The sequence below is a fragment of the Variovorax sp. LARHSF232 genome (assembly GCF_052871435.1).
On the sequence record NZ_JBIXJS010000006.1, the window covers coordinates 322,519 to 340,539 of the forward strand.

Consider the following 18,021-nt stretch of genomic DNA (forward strand, 5'->3'; position numbering starts at 1 on the left):
TCCTTTCAGGCGTGCGCCGCCTCGGCGCTCACCGGGCAGCGCAGTTCCAGCGTGGTGCCGGACTCGCCGGAGCGTATTGCGAGCGTGCCGCCGAGCCGGGCGGCGCGCGCCCGCATGCTCGGCAGCCCCATGCCGCCGGCCGGGGCAGATAGCGCCGCAAAGCCCCGCCCGTTGTCGCGCACGATCAGGGCCAACTCGCCCCGCACGGCCACGACCTGCACCTCGACCCGGGTCGCCCCGCTGTGCTTGAGCACATTGGCCATGGCCTCCTGCAGCACGCGCAGGAAGTCCAGGCTGCGCCGTCCGCCCAGGCGGCTGCCGGCCAGCCCTTCCAGCCGCCAGGTGCATTCGATGTCGCCGGCTTCCAGCACGCGCGTCATGCGGTGGCGCAGCGGCACCAGGCGCTCGGCGATCTCGTCGGTGTCGTCGAAGGAAGAGCCTTCGATGATCAGGCGCAGGTCGTCGTTGACCTCCTCCAGCGCCCACAGCGCGGTGGCGCGCTCGCCCTGCGCCTGCTCGCGCAAGGTGTTGATGTGGCTGCTGAGCGTGAGGCCCAGGCCGTCGTGCAGGTCGCGCACCAGGCTCAGGCGCTCGGTCAGGCGCGTCTGCACCAGCTCGGCCGCATGCTGCTGGCGCAGGCCTTCGGCCAGGCGCCGGGTGGCGTCGTCGACGCGCTGGCGCAGTTCGGCATTGAAGTTCTCGATGAGCTGCATGCCCTTCACCAGGCGCCAGGTCAGCGCGAAGGAGATGCCCAGCAGCGTGGCGCTGGAGGCCAGGGTCGAGTAGTAGCGGCTGCCCGGCAGCACCTGCAGGAAGACCAGCGTGTCGTGCAGGCCGGCCGCGAAAGGCATCATCAGGCACAGCGCGAGCACCGCGGCCTCGAGCCGGCGCGAGCGGATGGCATGCCAGACGATGACGGCGCAGCCCGCGACGTAAACAGCCAGCGCGGCCATCACGGTGACATTGCGCGCGCCGGCGACCATCGGCTGCGGCACAAAGGCCAGCGCGATGAACAGCAAGGCCACGGCGCCCGCAGCCCGGCGCGGCCAGCGCTGCCGGACATTGCAGAAGGCCAGCGCAAACAGGAAGAAGCACACCAGGCTGGCGAACATCGCGATGTGGTTGGCACGCTGGAAGGCCGCTGTGCTGGCAAAGGGCCAGGCTTCGAGCGCGACGTAGTTGTAGGAATACGGCACCCAAAGCAGCGAGAACAGGCTGAACCAGCCGTAGCTCACCTCGCTGCGGCGCAACAGCCACAACATGCCGTAGAGCACGCCCATCACCAGCGTCAGGCCCAGCGCCATCCATTGCAGCGAGCGCAGCACCAGTGTGTCGCTGTCGTGTGCTGCCTGCAGGGCGGCGGGCTCGCCGAGCTGCACTCGGCCCAGCCCCGGCTGGTAGTCGGCGAAGCCGGAAACGCGCACCAGCAGCTCGTTGACGCCGGGGCGCAGCAGCGGCTTGTCCAGCAGCCAGTAGCGCGGCAAGTTCCAGCTGCGCGACAGCGGCTCCACCCGATGCGCGTCGCGCGCGATCTCGCCGCCGTTGACGTAGACGGCGCCGGCCATGTTGAGGTCGGTGATGCGCAGGGCGCGCGGCGCGACGGCGGCTGCGTCGTCGGGTTCCCGCCAGCGCAGGCGATACCACACCACGCCGTCGTAGCCGGGCCAGCGCCGGGACGCCCAGCCGTCGGGCAGTTGCACCGGCGTCCAGCCTTCGGCCGGCGCGCGTTGGGCGTGCCAGTCGGCGCGCACCGCCTCGATGCTGTCGAAGACCGGGGCTGGCGCGCTTGCCCTGGCCGGCGCGCCGAACAGAAGCAGCCCGGCCAGCAGCAGGATCAGGGCAGCAAGCCCTGCGTGCGCGCGCTGTAGACCGCTGCGGCGCGCGAGCGCACCGCCAGCTTGCGGTAGATGTTCTTGGCGTGGCATTCGACGGTATTGATCGACAGGCTGAGGCTGGTGGCGATTTCGCGGTTGCTGAGACCTTGCGCAACCAGCTGGAGCACGTCCATCTCGCGTTCGCTGAGTTCGGCGGTGGCCGCCTGCAAGGGCGGCGCGCCGATCTTAGTGGCAAGCGGGGCTTGCGGCGCGGGCGCCGGCGCCATCAGCGCCAGAATGCGGCGCGCAATCACCGGGTCGATCGGCGCACCGCCGCGCTGCAGGCTGGCCAGCGACAACTGCAGTTCGATGTCGCTGCCGTTCTTCAACAGGTAGCCCACCGCGCCGCCGCGCAGTGCCTGCAGCACGGTGGCGTCGTCGCCCAGGCTGGAGATCACCACGGCTTCCACCGAGGGGACATACACCTGCATCCAAGGCAGCAGGTCGAGGCCGCTGCCGTCGGGCAGGCCGACGTCGAGCAGGGCCAGGTCGAAGCGGCGCTGCAGCAGCAGGGCGCGCGCCTCGGCCAGCGAGCATGCCGTGGCGCTGCGCGCGTGCGGCGCCACCAGGGCCGTGACGCGCGACAGGCGCTGGCGCACTGCCGCGTCGTCATCCACGATCAGGATGTCTTGCACGGAAACGGCCTCGCTGTCTTCATGAAAGCCATTGTCACTGCTTGCCCGTGAAACTCATGGGCACCGTTCTGGTCGTTCCGTCGGCCTGCGGCACGCTGACGTTGACCTTGAGTTCGCCCTTGAAGTCGGCTGGCGGCTTGCCTTCGAACTTGCCGGTGGCCGCATCGAACTTGAGCCAGGCCGGCAGGGCCTTGCCGTCGGCCGTCCTGGCCTGCGGCTTGGCGCCGGCCGGCATCGACGCGATCGGCACCGAGGCCTGGATGGTCTGCGCCTGGCCGCCCGCCTTGCCCTGGTTGATGACGATGCCGCCCGCGCCGCCGTCGAGCTTGGTGGACTGCGTGGTCGTCTTGTTCTGCTTGTCGACGTAGACATCGACGATGCCGCTGCCCTTTTGCTGCGTCAGCGCGTTCTTGTGCGCGCCCTGGGTTCCGCTGGTGGTGCCGACGCCGGCGCCGCCCTGGCCGTTGGCAAGCTTGAGCACGTCGTCCTTGGTGACGATGGTCCCGGGCGGCGACGTTGGCGTGACCGGCGGCGGCGTGGCCGGCGGCTTGCTGGCGCCGGTGGTCGGCGTGGCCGGTGGCGGCGTTCCCGGCGGCTTGCTGCTGCCGGGCGTCGGCGGCGGCGGCGTGCTCGGCGGGCCAGCCGGTGGTGGTGGTGGTGGTGGCGTTGTCGGCGTGGCCGGGGTGGTGGCGGGCGGAGTTCCCGTCGTCGGCGTCGTCGGCGTCGTTGGCGTCGTGGTGCCGCCGCCCGGCTTCTTGACCGGCGTCTGGCTGGAGCCAGCGCCGGCCGCCGAAACGCCCACGGTGGTCGACTTGAAGGTGCTCACCGCATCCTTTTGCACGAAGCTGCCGCCCACGTCCGCCGCGATGCCCTGGGCGGCCTTCACCTGCGTTCCCTCCAGCGTGGTGTTGCCGCCCGAGGCGATATGGATCGCGCCGCCGCCACTGGTGATGCTGCCGCCGGTTGCGGTATTGCTTTCGGAATGGGTCGACGCCACGTCCAGCGAGGCCTGGCCATTGTTGCGCCGCACTTGGGTGCCACCGGTCTTCTTGCCGGTGCCGGCGTCCAGCGTGCGGCCGACCTTCTTGGTGTCGCTGCCGCCGGCGCCGGTCACGCCGACCGACAGCGAGGAACTTTCTTCCACCTTGCGCGCGGCATCGAAGGCGACGTTGCCGCCGGCCGCGATCGATACGTCGCTCTGGCTGGCAATGGTGGTTCCGGTGAAGGTGGCGTCGCCCCCGCTCCTGATGCTCAAGGGTCCGCTGCCGCTGACGATGCTGCCGGCCACGTCCTCATCGAGCTTGCTCTTCGATTGCGCGTAGCCGACCTGCGCCGAGCCGCCGCCGCCCTTCTTGCCGACGGTGACGCCGGCCTCGACGCCCACATCCTGGCTTTTCGCATCCGCCGTGTTCTTGGCCGCCGCGAACGCCACATTGCCACCCGCATCCACGCTGGCGGCGCCGCCGGCCGCGATGTGGGTGCCTTCGAAGCGGGCATCGCCGGCGGTCTTCACCGAGAAGTTGCCGCCGGCTGCAATGCCGCCAACGACGGCGCTGCTTGTGCTGCTCTCGCTCTTCGACCCGCTGTAGTCGACACCGGCACTGGCCTCCTTGTTCAGGATGTCCACGCTGACCGAGCCGCCGGCGTCGGTCTTCGAGCTCTTCTCGCGGGTGGTGTTGGCTGCCGCCTTGTAGTCGAGCGAGGCGGCGGCCAGGCTCACGTCCTTGCCGGCGGCGATCTGCGTGCCTTCCATCGTGGTCTTGCCACTGGACGTGCTGCTCACGCTGCCGCCCATGTGGATGGTCGAGACCACCGCAGTGCTGCTGGCAGAGTTCGCCGTCTCATTGCCGTACTCGTAGCTGGCGCGCACCCCGGCGCCGGTGCCACCGGACTTGCGCGTGGGCTGGCTGGCACCCGGGCCCACGGTCGCTTGCGCGCTGGCGGCCACCCCGGCCTGCGCGTAGCCGCCCACCTTGGCGGTATGCGTGCTGCTGTCCGACGAACTGTAGGTGGTGTTCGCCGCCGCCAGGCTGTCGATCGTCTTGGCCGACTGGATCAGGCTGCCGCCGCCGGAGATCCGCGTGCCCTGGTCGCTGATGTTGTTGCTGGCGGTGCGCGTGATGTTGCCGCCCGACTGCAAGGCGGAGGTGATCGCCGTGGTCGAGCCCTCGACGGATTGGGTCTTGGTGTTGGCGCCGTACAGGCCCACTTCGACCCCGGCCGAGGCCTCGGCCGAAGCGCCGGCCTGCGCGCCCAGTGCCACGTCGGCATTGGCCTTGCCGGTCGCGCTGGCGCTGGCCGTGACGTAGAGGCCGGCAGTGGTGGTGTCGCTCGACTTGCGCACCTCGTGCACATCGTTGACGGCAGTGAAGCTCATGTCGGTGGCGCTCAGTTGCATGTCGCCGCCCGCCTTCATGCTCGAGCCTTCCAGCGCGAGCTTGTCCTTGGCGTTCACCGTCAGGTTGCCGCCCGAGCCGATGGCCGAGCCCTGGTGCGTGATGTCCAGGGTGTCGGTGGTGGTCTTGCTGCGCTGGACCAGGTCGATGTGGTTTTCGCTGGTGGCCGAGGCTTGCGCGCCGACCTGCGCGCCGGCGCTCGGCGTGCCCTTGCCGCCGGCCGCCTGCGCATTGGCGTTGGCACCGGCGCCGGCCTTGCTGTCGGTGCTGGCCATCAGGCCGACCTTGGTCGTGGTGGTCGTGGTGCTGGAGGTGGACTTGTCCTGGGCGGCCAGCAGCAGCACGTTCTGCGCGTTCACCGTCGCATTGCCGCCGGCATCGATCTTCGAGCCGTGCAGGGTCACGTCCTTCGACGCGTTCACCGCCAGGTCCTTGCCGAAGCTCAGTTGCGAACCCACGTGCTTCAGGTCGGTGGTTTCGGTGCTGGTGGTGGTGGTCGAGCTGAAAGCGAGGCCTGCGCTGGCCTGGCCGGAGGCACCGGCCGACGCCTCGGCGCCGGCCGAAGCACGGCCTCGGCCCGACGTGGCGCCGGCGGCCGCGTCCGCATCCGACGCGCCCTTGCGCGCAGCGCCCACCTGCAGCACGCCGGTGTTCTTGGTGGTGGTGCGCGTCTCGTCGTAGTTGCGGCCGGCCAGCACGTTGAGGTTGGTGGCGGCAATCGTGCCGCTGCCCTTGACGTCCAGGTTCGAGCCTTGCACCGTCATGTCGTTGCTGGCGCTGAAGCTGGCGTCTCCGCCGACCGAGAGGCTGCTGCCGACATTGCGGATCGAGGTGCTGTCGGTGGTCGTCTTCGTCGTGCCGTACGCCGAGTTGTTCATGCCGAAGCCGCTGGCCTTGCTCTCGCTGTGGGTGACGGTGCTGTTCTCGCGCGCGACGATGTTGAGATCGTTGCCGGCGTCGAGCACGGCATTGCCGCCAACCTTCGCGTCGGTGCCGGCCAGCGTGATGTCGTTGCCGGCCTGCATCGCCAGGTTGCCGCCGACGGTCAGGCCCGACTTCATCTGCTCCACGGTGGTTTTCGTGGTCGTGGTGCCGCCGCTGCCGTGGTCGACCTTGTAGTCGGCCGTCGTGGTGCGGGTGGTCTTCTTCTCGATCGTGTCGAAGGTGACGTTGCCGCCCGCCTTGAGGCTGGCGTCGGTGCCGGCCGTCATGGTGGCGCCGAGGTTCGCGATGTCCTTGCCGGCGTCCAGCGCCAGCGTGCCGGTCGACTGGATGCCGGCGGTCTTGCCGATCACCGTGTTGTAGAACTGGTCGTTGCCGCTGCCGCTGCTCACGGTCTTGTTGACGATGCTGCCTTCGGCCGACGTCAGGCTCACGTTGCCGCCCTTGATCAGGCCCGACAGGTTCGTGATGTCGCCGGCCGACGCGACCACCAGCGACTTGCCCCCGACGATCGTGCCACCGGTATTGGTCAGCGATGTCAGGCTCAGCTTGGCGTCCTGCGCCGAGATCACTGCGCCGGTGGTGATGTTGGCCTTGGTCTTCTGCGACAGGTAGACCACCGGCGCCAGCACCGCCTGGCCCTCGATCTCGGTCTGCACCATCCAGACGATGTCCTGCTTGAGCGCGGCCTGCTGCGCCGGTGTGAGCGCCTTGCCGTATTGCAGGCCGAGCGCGCTGCTTTCCGTGGCGGCGCTTTCCATCAGGCCCTGCATCTGCGTGGGGGCGTTGGCGTAGCTCGCCAGCACCGCGTTGCCGGTCTGCTTGATGAGCTGCTGCTTGACCAGCCAGGCCTCGTAGCTGGCGTCGCCCAGGCGCATCGACAGCTGGTCCGGGTTGTAGCCCAGGAGCTTGGCCAGGTAGTCGGAGCCGACCGAGGCGCTGCCCGCCATGTACAGCGGGTTGCTTTCCACCAGGTACCTGGCGCCCGGCGCTCGCAAGGTGACGAAGTAGCCGTTGGGGTTGCCCGGCAGCGTGATGTCGATGCCGCCGAAGGAGGTGCCCTTGACGCCGTTGGCCGCGTTGGCGTCCAGGAAGGCGCGCGGCGGTGCCGGCGTCGCCGAGCCGGCGCCGGTGAAGCTGGCGACGCCCAGCGCCGCACCGCCGCCGACGCCCGCGCCGATGCCTTGCGCGTCGGGCGCGTCGCCACCCTCGGCCCTCGTGACATGGACCGGCTGCGCATCGGCCACGCGTGCGGCCTGGATCGTGGTGTCGTCGGCCGCCACCGCGGTCGAGCCGTTGTTGTAGAGCGCGAAGCCCGAAGCCTTCAGCGTCTGGGCGAAGATGCCCGCGCCGACCGAGGACATGACGTCGGCGCCGACCTGGGAGCTGCCCCGCGCGATCGCGTCCGCTTGCGAGCGCACGGTGTCGTTGCCGGTGTAGCAATCGTCGCCGCTGGCGCAGTGGCCTTCGTACCAGCCGCTGTCGTTGTAGGTGTCCGAGGCGCCCACCAGCGCCTGCCAGTGGATGTAGTGGAAGTACTGGCTCTGGAAGTACTTGCGATTGAGGGCCAGGTCGTCGTTGCGCAAGCTCGCGCCTGCGCCCGTGCCGACCAGCTCGACGACGTTGCCCGAGACGACGCCGCCGATGTTGTCGAAGGCGTTCGAGAAGCTCGCGCGCAGCATGCCGTTGGCCGACAGCAGGGGCTTCACGCCCGGTGCGACGCCGCCGGCGTACTGCTGGTATTGCTGCCAGCTGTCGGTGTAGTTCCAGCGTTCGCGATAGCCGTTGTGGCCGTCCCACTTCTGGTAGTCGTTTTGCACGGTGCTTCGCGGACTGGTCACCCAGACCCGGTCGTCGCCGCCGGCAACGACGTTGCGGATATCGGTGGCGTTGATGCTCAGGTTGCCGCCGGCATTGACGCCGCTCTGGTTGACGAAGGTCTTGGCGTTGAGCGTGATCGCACCGTCGGAATCGATCGAGCCCAGGTACGCGGTGCGCGTGCCCACGTTGGTGAGCGTTCCCTGCAGCGCGTTGGCCACCAGCGCCGTGCCGCCATAGAGCGCGCCGGAATTGCTGAAATCGCCGGCGGATGCGGTGGCGGTCATGGTGCCCAGTGCGGCAATGCCGCCCGTCGTGCCGTTGACGATGCTGGGCGCCAGCAGGTCCAGGTCGCCGCCCGAGAAGATCAGGCCGTTGTTGGCCAATGCGCTGTCCACCGTCAGGCTGGCGCGGCCGCCATCCTGCGCAGCCAGCACGCGTGCGGTGCCGCTGCCGTCGCCGGCCATGGCCAAGGTGGCGGCATGCACGGTCATGGCGCCGCTGGAGGCCAGTACCGCGTTCTTTCGCAGCGCCAGGTCGCCGGCCTCGATGTCCACCGTGGCGCCGCTGGCGCTTTGGCCTTCGGCGAGGATCAGGGACGAGGCGTCCTTCACGCGGAGCGCGCCGCCGCTTTGCAGCGTGCCGCCGATGTCTGCGGCGTAGCGGTCCGGGCCGCGTGCCGCGAGGCTCAGGTCGCCGCCCGCCAGGATCTCGCCGGCGCCGCGCAAGCCGCCGCTGCCCAGCGCCAGCGTCAGCGCACCCTGCGACTGCAGCACGCCGGCATTGGCGATCGCCGTGGCCGACAGCGTGCCGCCGCCGGCCGGCGTGGTGCCCGCAGCTGTGCCCAGCGTCACCACGCCGCTGCCGGCGTTGTCGAGCGTGCCGCTCAGCGCCACCTGGCTGTCGACGGCGCTGCCGCCCTGCACGATGCCTGCGTTGTTCAGGCTCGCCGCGTGGATGTCCAGGCGGTCGCCCAGCAGCTTGCCTGTGGCCAGGTTGTCCAGCGCGGCGGCCGTGGCGGCGATGCCCAGCGTGCCGCCGGCCAGCACCGTACCGGCGTTGCGAAAGCCGTTGGCGGCGCTGACCGTGGCGCTCAGGTTGCCGCCGGCGCGCAGGGCCGCGTCGAGCTGGTTGTCGATGCTGCCGGCGCGAAGCACGGCGTCCTGCTGCGCCTGCAGCACGCCGCTGTTGCGCAGCGCGCCCGCCACGCGCACCTGGCTGGCCGCGCCGCCGGCTTGGGTGGACAGCAGCCATGCGCCCTGGTTGTCGAGACTGGCGGCATCGATGAAGCTGCCGCTCGCGGCCTGGACCCAGCCGCCGGCCAGGTTGCGCACGCTGCCCGCCTGCAGCGCAAGCGTGCCGTCGGCAATCAGCTGGCCGCTGTTGTCCAGCGCTTCGAGCGCGCCGCCATTGGCGTCGGCCATGTCCAGCGCGCCGGCGGCGTGGATCTTTCCGCTGTTGTCGATGCGGCCATCCGCACGCACGGTGGTGTCGCCGCCGGTTGCGGTGATGAAGCCGGCGTTGGCGAGGCCTTGCGTGGCATGGAGCGTCACCGTTGCGGCCCGCAGCGTGGCACCGATGGCAATGTCCAGCGCTGCGCCGCTGCGCAGCGCCAGCGCGCCCCCGGCTTGCATGACGGCGCCGCCGCCGTTGTCCAGCGCTCCGCGGGTGGTCGCGGACAGGTTTCCGGCGGCCGCCAGCGCCCGGCGGTTGTCTAGCGTGGCGGCATTCAGCACCAGGTCGCCGGCCGACTGCATCGTGCCGGTGTTGACCATGCTGCTGCCGACATCAACGCGGTCGCTACCGCCGCCCTGCTGCGAGAGCAACCAGGTGCCCGCGTTGTCGAGCGTGCCGGCGTCGATGGTGCTGCCGATGGCGGCCTGGATCCAGCCGCTGCCGCCGTTGCCGATGCTGGCGGCTTGCAGGGTCACGGCGCTGCCCGCCAGCATGTCTCCGCTGTTGCCGATCTGCTGGACCCTGCCACCGCTTCGGCTGGAGGCCGCAATGCCCTGCGCCGCGCGCACGCTGCCGCTGTTGAGCAACAGGCCATCCACGCGCAAGGCCGCGCTGCCGGTGACGGCGATGAACTTGCCGCTGTTGTCCAGGCTCCCCGCCGCCAGGTTGTTGGCGCTGCCCGCCTGCATCCAGCCGCTGTTGCGCACGGTAGCCGCCTGCGTGTCCAGGGCTTGGCCGGCAATGATGCTGCCGCGGTTGTCCACGGCCTGGCTGGCGCCGCCGGCGCCATCGGCGATGTCGACCGCCTGCCCGGCGTTGAGCGTGCCGCCGTTCGACAGCTGGCTGCCGGCGCGCACGGTCAGGCCGCCCTGGTCGGCGCTGATCACGCCTTCGTTCACGAGTCCCGTTCCGGCATCGATGCGCAGGTTTCCACCCGTGCTCTGCACGCCCTGGCCCTCGCCGGCGGCGGTGGACAGCTGCCCGTTCGCCGCCAGCGTCAGGTCCGTGCCGGCGCGCACGGCCGCCGCACCCAGCGCGAGGTCGCCGGCGCTCGCGCGGGCCGCCAGCGCCGTGCCGGCCTGCAGGCGCGAACCCTGGCCGGCGGCCATGCGCATGGCGTCAGCCGACAGGGCGTTGCCCGCCACCACCACGCCGCGTTCGAGCTGGATGCCACCCTGGGCGGCCGCCAGCCTTGCGTCGCGCGCCGCCGTCAGGCTGGCATCCACCAGCGCGATGGCCGCGGCCTCGTTGCTGCTGCTGGCCAGCAGCACGTCGCGCTGCGCCGAGATGCGGTTGCGCAGCTCCACCCGGCCAGCCGCGCTCAGGGTGAAGTCTTCCGCGCTGGCCGCCGCCTCGCCCAGCATGCGCACGCCCACGCCCGCTTCGGTGGACGTGAGCTGGATGCGACCCGCATACATGCCGCCCAGCGCCGAGCTGTCGATCGCGTAGACCGGCGCGCTGCCGGTGGCACCCACGCTGCCGGTGATGGCGCGCGTGCCGTAGTCCCACTGGTTGGTGCCGGTGGTGATGGCGATCTCAGGCGCATTGACGTTGGCCTCCAGCTTCACCGAGCGCGTCACCAGCTCCAGCAGCTGCTGTGCGCTGGCGTTGAGGCCGCCGCCGTTGACGAGGATGTCGCCCTGGTTCACGTTGAAGCCGCCCAGGCTGCCGTCGGCGCGCAGGAAGGGCGTGCCGGTGCCGAGCGTGACGCGGTCGGTGTTGATGAAGCCGCAGCCCGAGCAGGTGATGCCGTAGGGATTGGCCAGCACCACGTCGGCCCGGCGCCCCAGCACTTCGGTGAAGCCGGCCAGCTGGCTGCGGTTGTTGGCCACCACCTCGTTGAGGATCACGCGGGCCTGATTGGCCATGTTGTAGTTGGCCATCACCTGGCCGGCCAGCTGCGAGCTGTAGCTGATTTGCGAAGGCGTGGTGTTGTTGAGCACCAGCCCCTGCGGACCGACGTTGAATTGCTGGTAGCGGTTGTGCGAGAGCCCGGCTGCGTTGGGGTTGGCGATGTTCACCACCGTCACGCCGTTGGGCGACACGTACACGCCCGTCTGCTGCCCCGGCGCGGCCACTGCCGTCTGCGCATTCGCATGCCCCGACAGCAGCGCAGCGCTCACCGCGTTGGCCGCCGTCATCATCTGGATCAGCGTAGGACGCTGGGCGGCACGCGCGCGTTTTCTTTGCCCGCCCTTGCCGCGGCCGCGGGCGGTCTCGGCGACGGCGACCCAGGCGCGAACGGCGTTGTTCCAGACGATGCGGTAGACGTGGTTCATGGTGGCGGGTGCTCGCGGTCAGAGGGAGGCGGAAAGGCGGATGCTGTAGAGCGTCGATTCGCTGGGCATCCAGGAAGGCAGGTGCGCGGCGCGCGAGGCGAACAGGTCCACGCTGACGCTGCGCAGCTGGAAGGCCAGGCCCAGCGTCACGCCGGACATGGAGCCTTGCGGCACGAAGGGCGCGTTGTTGTGCACCAGGCCGAAGTCGTAGCCGGCGTAGACGCGGCCGGCGACAGGCTCGCCCGCCAGCGTGGTCTGCCAGGGCCAAGAGAGATCGTTGCGCGCGTACCAGCCGCGGTCGCCGCTGAGCGTGTTGAGCAGCGAGCCGCGCACCGTGCTGGCGCCGCCGATCAGGATCTGCTGCGAGCCATAGAGCACGTCGCGCGTGTACTGGCCGCTGACCTGGGTCGACCACAGCAGCGCCGTGCCGCCGCCCAGCTCGAAGCGCCGGTTGTAGCCGGCATCGACCATGAACTTGCCGAACTGGGCATGCGGGAAATCTTCCGGCAGGCCGTCCAGGTCATCCAGCGCGCCGAGCGCCTTGATGCCGCGCACGTAGCCGAGGCGGCCGTTGAGAATGCCGCCGGCCAGTTGCGTGAAGCCGTTCAGGCCCAGGTCGAACGTGGTGATCGTGCGGCTGCTGATCGGCAGGTACTCGCCGCCGAGAAAGCTGCGCGTGTCCTGCGTGGTCAGGCGCCCGCCCAGCGACAGGCGGCCCGCCTGATCGCGAAAGACCACGCGGTCCAGCGCGAGGCTTTGCGTGATGGTGGTGCCTTCGGACGCCAGCTTGTTGCCGCTGGGCAGCTGCAGCACATTGACGTACTGGCTCTCGCTGGCATCGAAGCTCAGCGTGTTGTAGCCCCAGGGCAGCACCGCGCGCAGGGCGGTGGTCTCGGAGTTGTGCTCGCCGTCATGCGGCACCGACTGGCGGCGCGTCACGGCGAACAGTTCATTGAAGCCGAGCAGGCTGTCGAAGCTGACCGTGGCCGACAGCGCCTGTTTGCCGGTGGACGGCGTGCCCAGGTTGTCGTAGCTGGCGTACAGGTGCACCGGCAGGCTGGCCTGGTTGCGCACCACCACCACGCTCTGGCCAGGCTGGCTGCCCGGCTGCACGTCCAGCGTGGCGGAATTGGAAGCCAGGCTGTTGAGCTGATCGATGCCCTGCTCCAGGTCGCGCACGTTCAGCCGTTCGCCGGCCTCGGACGGAAAGGCACCGGGGAGATAGACCTTGGCGCCCTCGCGGCCGAAGCTTTGCAGATCAAAGCGCTCGATGGTGCCTTCCACCACCGTGACCTCGAGCACGCCGCTGCGCAGGTCCTGCGCGGGCAGGTAGGCGCGGGTGGTGATGTAGCCGCGCTCGATGTAGCTCTTGGTGATGGCGGCCAGCACCGCCTCCAGGTCACCCACCGCCAGGCAGCGGCCGGCGTAGTCGCGCGTCAGTCCGGCGCGCAGGTCGGGCGGCAGCAGGGGCGCGCCGCCGATGCGCAGCTCGCGGATGTCACGGCAGGGCACGCCAAGGTCGGGCACCGAAACCTGCGGCTCGATGGCCTTGAGATCGGCGCCGCCGCGCGGCGGCAGCTGCTGCAGCGCCCGCTCCTGCTCTTCGCGCAGCCGCTCCTGCTGCTGGCGCTCGATGACCTGGCCCTGGCGCTCGATGACACGCGGGGCGACCTGTGCCTGCGCCGTGATGCCGGCCAGCAACAGAGACGCAGCCGCCAGCGGAACAATCTGTAAGCGAAGCGCGCTGCGCGGGCAGGCGGACTCGAGGGAGCGAAAGGCAAAGGGCAACATGGGCGCGGCCAGTGAGGCGACCCCTGCCCGAATGCGACATGCAGCCCTTCAAGGGCTTGGCGGGAAGGATCTTTTGGCGCGCGGACTGTTACACAAAGATTCACATTGGAACATCACCGAAAACGGTGAGCGGAGGGTCTGCCGGCCCTGGCAGCCCTCACGGAATGTGAAGAATTTCGCGCTTCGGCCGGCGTCAGCGCGCGGCCGGCGCGGCGCCGGCGGTCTGCGCCTGGCTTGGCATGCTGGCCGGCTCGCCCAGCGGCTCGACCGGCAGGGGCGGGGCGCGCATCTGGACCTGTTGCGGGGCCGGGGCCGAAGCGAGTGCAGGTGCAGGCGACGGCACGGCGATCTGCGGCGCCAGCGTCTCCGCCAGGGGTTGTGCCACCAGCGTCGACGAGGTGACGGGCGCGGCCACGGGCGGCTCGCCCTGCAGCGGTGCATCGATCACGACGTAGCGCTGGACGATGGAAAAGAAGCGCTCGTAGAAGTTTTCGTCGGTCACCGTCTGGCTGGCCACCTTGACCAGCGAGTCGTCGCTCGACGAATAGGGCAGCGACACCGAGCCGATCATGCCCACGCCCACGCTGGCCGAGTTGTTGACCTTCTTCAGGCTGTAGCGGTCCTGCAGCGCGCTGACGAACACGAGGGTGCGCGCCGGCGTGCCGCGCGCCGCTCTGCGCGGGCCCGTCTCGTTGGCGCAGACCACGCGGAAATCCAGCTCGACATGCACCTCGGGCGCCGGCTGGAAGGACTTCTTGCCGGTCACCAGCTCGCTGTTGGCCGCCGTCACCAGGTAGCCCTGGCTCAGCAGGGCGCGGCGCGCGGCCTCGCAGGTCTGGGCCTCCGAGGCATCGAACACGCGGCTGTGCGTATCGGTCGAGCTGAAGGCCTCGGGGTCGTAGGTGACGCGCTGCGGGCTCGAGCCGCAGCCGGCCAAGGCCAGGCCCAGCAGGGCCGCAGCCAGGGGCGCGGGGGGAACGGGAAGGCGGATTGGGAAGTGACGAAAGGACATGGCAGGCCGAAATGCTACTCGGCCAGCGGCCGGCAGGGCTCTTGGAGCCACAAATCGGCGCTGCGTTCCCTGCCGGGCGCCTGAGATTCAGTCCTTCTTCTCGCCTGCCGCCGGGGGTGGCGCCAGGGGCGACGGTAGCGCCGGTTCGGGCCCCTGCGCCTCCAAGTAGCGCTCGATCAGCGCATAGAAGCGCTCGTAGAACTGCTCGTCGGTCACCGTCTGGCTGGCCACCTTGACCATCGCGTCCTCGCTGGACGAATAGGGCAGCGACAGCGAGCCCAGCACCCCGACGCCCACGCTGGCCGAGTTGTTGACCCGCTTCAGGCTGTAACGGTCCTGCAGCGCGCTGACAAAGGCGATGCTGCCGTGCTGGCCTTGCGGCGCACGCGCGTCCTTGGCGCACACCACGCGCAGCTGCATTTCCATGTGCACCTCGCTGTCGGGCTGGAAGCTCTTGTTGCCGGTGACCAGCTGGTGGTTCGCGTCCTTGACCTGGTAGCCCTGGCTCAGCAGCGCGCGCCGCGCCGCCTCGCAGGTCTGCGCTTCGCTGGCCGCAAAGTTGCGCGCATGCGTGTCGGTCGAATCGAAGGCCTCGGGGGCAAAGCCGCCCCGCATGTCCTTGCCGGAGCCGCAGCCGGCCAGCGCCAGGCCGAGCACGCCGGCGGCCAGCGTGCGGCCCAGGGAGGATGGTTGAAGTGCGTGCAAATGGGGCATGTCTTGCATTGGAGCGGCGGCATTGCCGGCCGCCGCGTCAGCCTTTCCCTCGCCTGCCTGTCGGATGGCGCCTCTCAAGCAAATGTGGTCTTCAGGTCCCGGCGGCCAGCAGCGCCGCGTTGCCGCCGGCCGCCGTGGTGTTGATGGTGATCGTCTGCTCGGCGCAAAAGCGCGGCAGGTAGTTGGGGCCGCCGGCCTTGGGCCCGGTGCCGCTCAGCCCTTCGCCGCCGAAGGGCTGCACGCCCACCACCGCGCCGATGACGTTGCGGTTGACATAGACATTGCCCACGTGGGCCGCGCGCGCCAGCGCCTGGGCCCGGCTGTCGATGCGCGTCTGCAGGCCCAGGGTGAGGCCGTAGCCCAGGCCGTTGATGCGCTCGATGAGCGCAGCCGGCTCGCCCGACCAGCGCAGCACCTGCAGCACCGGGCCGAAGATCTCGCCGGCTTCGCGCACGCTGTCGATGCCATCCACCTCGAAGGCACAGGGCGCGACGACGTTGGACTGCACGCCTTCGCCGGAAGACGCCGACACCAGCAGCGCGCGCTGCGTGGCCTGCAGGCGCTCCACGGCGTGGCTCACGTTGCGGCAGGCCTCGTCGTCGATCAGCGGGCCCACGTCGGTGCTGAGCAAGGCGGTGTCGCCCACCGACAGTTCCGCCACGGCACCGCGCAGCATGGCGATCAGCGGCTCTGCAATGGCCTCGTGCACGCACAACAGGCGCAGCGCCGAGCAGCGCTGACCGGCCGAGCGGAAGGCGCTTTGCAGCACCGCGTCGACCACCTGCTCCGGCAGCGCGCTGGAATCGACCACCATGGCGTTGATGCCGCCGGTCTCGGCGATCAGCGGCACGATGGGGCCGTCCTTGGCCGCCAGCGCGCGATGAATGTGCTTGGCCACCGCGGTGGAGCCGGTGAACACCACGCCCGCCACGCCGGGCGCCGCCACCAGCGCGGCGCCCACCGTCTCGCCGGGCCCGTGCAGCAATTGCAGCGCCTCGCCAGGCACGCCCGCGCGGTGCAGCAGCCCGACCATTTCCAGCGCGATGCCCGGCGTCTGCTCGGCCGGCTTGGCCAGCACCGTGTTGCCGGTGGCCAGCGCCGCGGCGACCTGGCCGGTGAAGATGGCCAGCGGGAAGTTCCAAGGGCTGATGCAGACCCAGGCGCCGCGGCCCACCAGCGTGAGCGTGTTGCTTTCGCCGGTGGGTCCGGGCAAGACGCTGGGCTGCATCAGGCGTTCGGCCTCCATCGCGTAGTAGCGCAGGAAATCGATGGCCTCGCGCACCTCGGCCACTGCATCGCCCCAGGTCTTGAAGGCTTCGCGCACCAGCAGGGCGCAAAAGCGCGGCAGCTCGTCTTGCAGCGCGCTTGCGGCGCCTCGCAGGATGTCGGCCCGCCGCTCGACAGGGGTCTGGCGCCAGGGCTTGAACGCCGCATGCGCCGCGGCCAGTGCGCGCTCGATCTCGGCCGGCGTGGCTTCGGCCACCGCCGGCACCTTGCTTTGTGCATGCGCGGCAAAGAGCGGCGCCACCATGCTTTCGACGCTGAGATCCAAGCCCTGGCTGTTGGCGCGCCCCGCGCCATAGAGCGCCGGCGGCAGGGCGATGCCGGAAGCGCGCGTCAAGTGCAGCGGCGAGGCCAGCAGCTCCACCAGCGGCACCTGCGCATCGCCCAGCTGGTTCACGAAGGACGAGTTGGCGCCGTTTTCCAGCAAGCGCCGCACCAGATAGGCCAGCAGGTCCTTGTGCTGGCCCACTGGCGCATACACACGCACCGGCAGTTGCGGCACGGTCTTCATCACTTCACGGTAGATGCCCTCGCCCATGCCGTGCAGGCGCTGCAGTTCAAACGACGGCTCCTTGGCCTGGCGCGCCGCCATCTGCAGGATGCCCGCGATGGTGCCGGCGTTGTGCGTGGCGAACTGCGGATAAATGGCGTCGGGCGCGGCCAGCAGGGCGCGCGCGCAGGCCAGGTAGCTCACGTCGCTGTGGTGCTTGTGGGTGAACACCGGGTAGTGCGGCAGGCCCAGCTCCTGCGCGCGCTTGATCTCGGCGTCCCAGTAGGCGCCCTTCACCAAGCGGCACATGAGGCGCAGCTTCAGGCGCCGCGCGATGCCGATCACGTGATCCACCAGCTCCAGTGCGCGCGTCTGGTAGGCCTGCAGCGCCAGGCCGAAGCCCTGCCACTGCGGATACTCGGCGGCCACGCGCTCGGCCAGCGCCTCGAACACATCGAGCGAAAGCTCGAGCCGGTCGACCTCTTCGGCGTCGATGGTGAGGTTGAGGTGCGCGCTGGCCGCCAGCTCGCACAGCTGCCAGACGCGCGGCACCAGTTCGCGCATCACCCGCTCTTGCTGCGCCGCTTCGTAACGCGGATGCAGGGCGCTGAGCTTGATGGAGATGCCGTCGATACGCTCGGGTGTGTCGCTCCCCTTGGCGTCCTTGGCGATGGCTTCGATCGCGTGGCGATAGCTCTCCAGGTAGCGCAGCGCGTCTTCGTCGGTGCGCGCGCCCTCGCCGAGCATGTCGTAGCTGTAGTGCAGCTGCGGATGTTTGGCGCGCGCGCTGCGCGCCTCGCTCATGGCCTCGCCGATGTGCTGGCCCAGCACGAACTGGCGGCCCAGCAGCTGCACCGCGCGCAAGGTGGCGGCCACCACGCCGCGCGCGCCCAGGCGGGCCATCAGGCCGGGCGGGTGCTGCGCCGCTGCTGCGTCGCCCTCTTCCGGCGGCAGGAATTTCTTGGACAGCGCGATGGCCGAGGCAGACAGGCGCGACAGCGCCGAGTCGTGCGCGCCATTGAAATCGGCCCGGCTCAGCTGGTCGGCCGTGAGAGCGATGGCGGTGGGCGCGTCGGGCACGCGCAGCAGCGCCTCGGCCAGGCGCATCAGGGCCAGGCCCTCGGCGCTGCTGATGGGGTATTCGCGCAGCAGGCTTTCCATGGCCCAGAAGGGCGGCGGGTGGCGCCGCACGTTCTCCACCCAGGGCGTGGCCACGATGGCGGCGGCGCGCCAGTCGAGGGCGTCGGTGAGAAAGGCAAGACGCTGGGCGACAACCTCACATTCGTCGCGATAGGGGGTGGGCAGGCGCATGGCGGGCTCGGTTCTTTTTG

At 70.2% G+C, this 18,021-nt stretch carries 7 protein-coding genes; all 7 read right to left on the reverse strand.

The genetic code is table 11. The features are described 5' to 3' along the window. Window positions 1-5: 5 nt before the first annotated feature. The 7 genes from ACIPRI_RS17650 to ACIPRI_RS17680 all read right to left on the reverse strand — a co-directional run bounded on the left by ACIPRI_RS17650 (window position 6) and on the right by ACIPRI_RS17680 (window position 18,001). The gene (locus ACIPRI_RS17650; protein WP_446622760.1) at window positions 6-1,925 is read right to left on the reverse strand and encodes a 7TM diverse intracellular signaling domain-containing protein; all 1,920 of its coding nucleotides are present in this window, start codon (window positions 1,923-1,925) and stop codon (window positions 6-8) included. After that, window positions 1,835-2,509, reverse strand: a complete 675-nt coding sequence (locus ACIPRI_RS17655) for a LuxR C-terminal-related transcriptional regulator (protein ID WP_446622761.1) — start codon at window positions 2,507-2,509, stop codon at window positions 1,835-1,837. Before ACIPRI_RS17655 ends, ACIPRI_RS17650 begins: the two co-directional genes overlap by 91 nt. A gap of 34 nt (window positions 2,510-2,543) precedes the next feature. After that, window positions 2,544-11,399, reverse strand: coding sequence for a two-partner secretion domain-containing protein (locus ACIPRI_RS17660; RefSeq protein WP_446622762.1), 8,856 nt, complete (start codon window positions 11,397-11,399; stop codon window positions 2,544-2,546). Window positions 11,400-11,417: 18 nt separating this feature from the next. After that, a complete protein-coding gene (locus ACIPRI_RS17665) occupies window positions 11,418-13,100 on the reverse strand; it encodes a ShlB/FhaC/HecB family hemolysin secretion/activation protein (protein ID WP_446622763.1) in 1,683 nt (560 codons plus the stop codon). 283 nt (window positions 13,101-13,383) lie between these two features. Beyond that, window positions 13,384-14,202 (reverse strand): DUF2242 domain-containing protein, encoded by an 819-nt coding sequence (locus tag ACIPRI_RS17670; protein WP_446622764.1) that lies wholly within the window; start codon window positions 14,200-14,202, stop codon window positions 13,384-13,386. 87 nt (window positions 14,203-14,289) lie between these two features. After that, window positions 14,290-14,916, reverse strand: coding sequence for a DUF2242 domain-containing protein (locus ACIPRI_RS17675; RefSeq protein WP_446622765.1), 627 nt, complete (start codon window positions 14,914-14,916; stop codon window positions 14,290-14,292). 91 nt (window positions 14,917-15,007) lie between these two features. After that, window positions 15,008-18,001: an L-glutamate gamma-semialdehyde dehydrogenase gene (locus ACIPRI_RS17680; RefSeq protein WP_446622766.1), complete on the reverse strand. Its 2,994-nt coding sequence runs from the start codon at window positions 17,999-18,001 to the stop codon at window positions 15,008-15,010. Window positions 18,002-18,021: the final 20 nt, after the last annotated feature.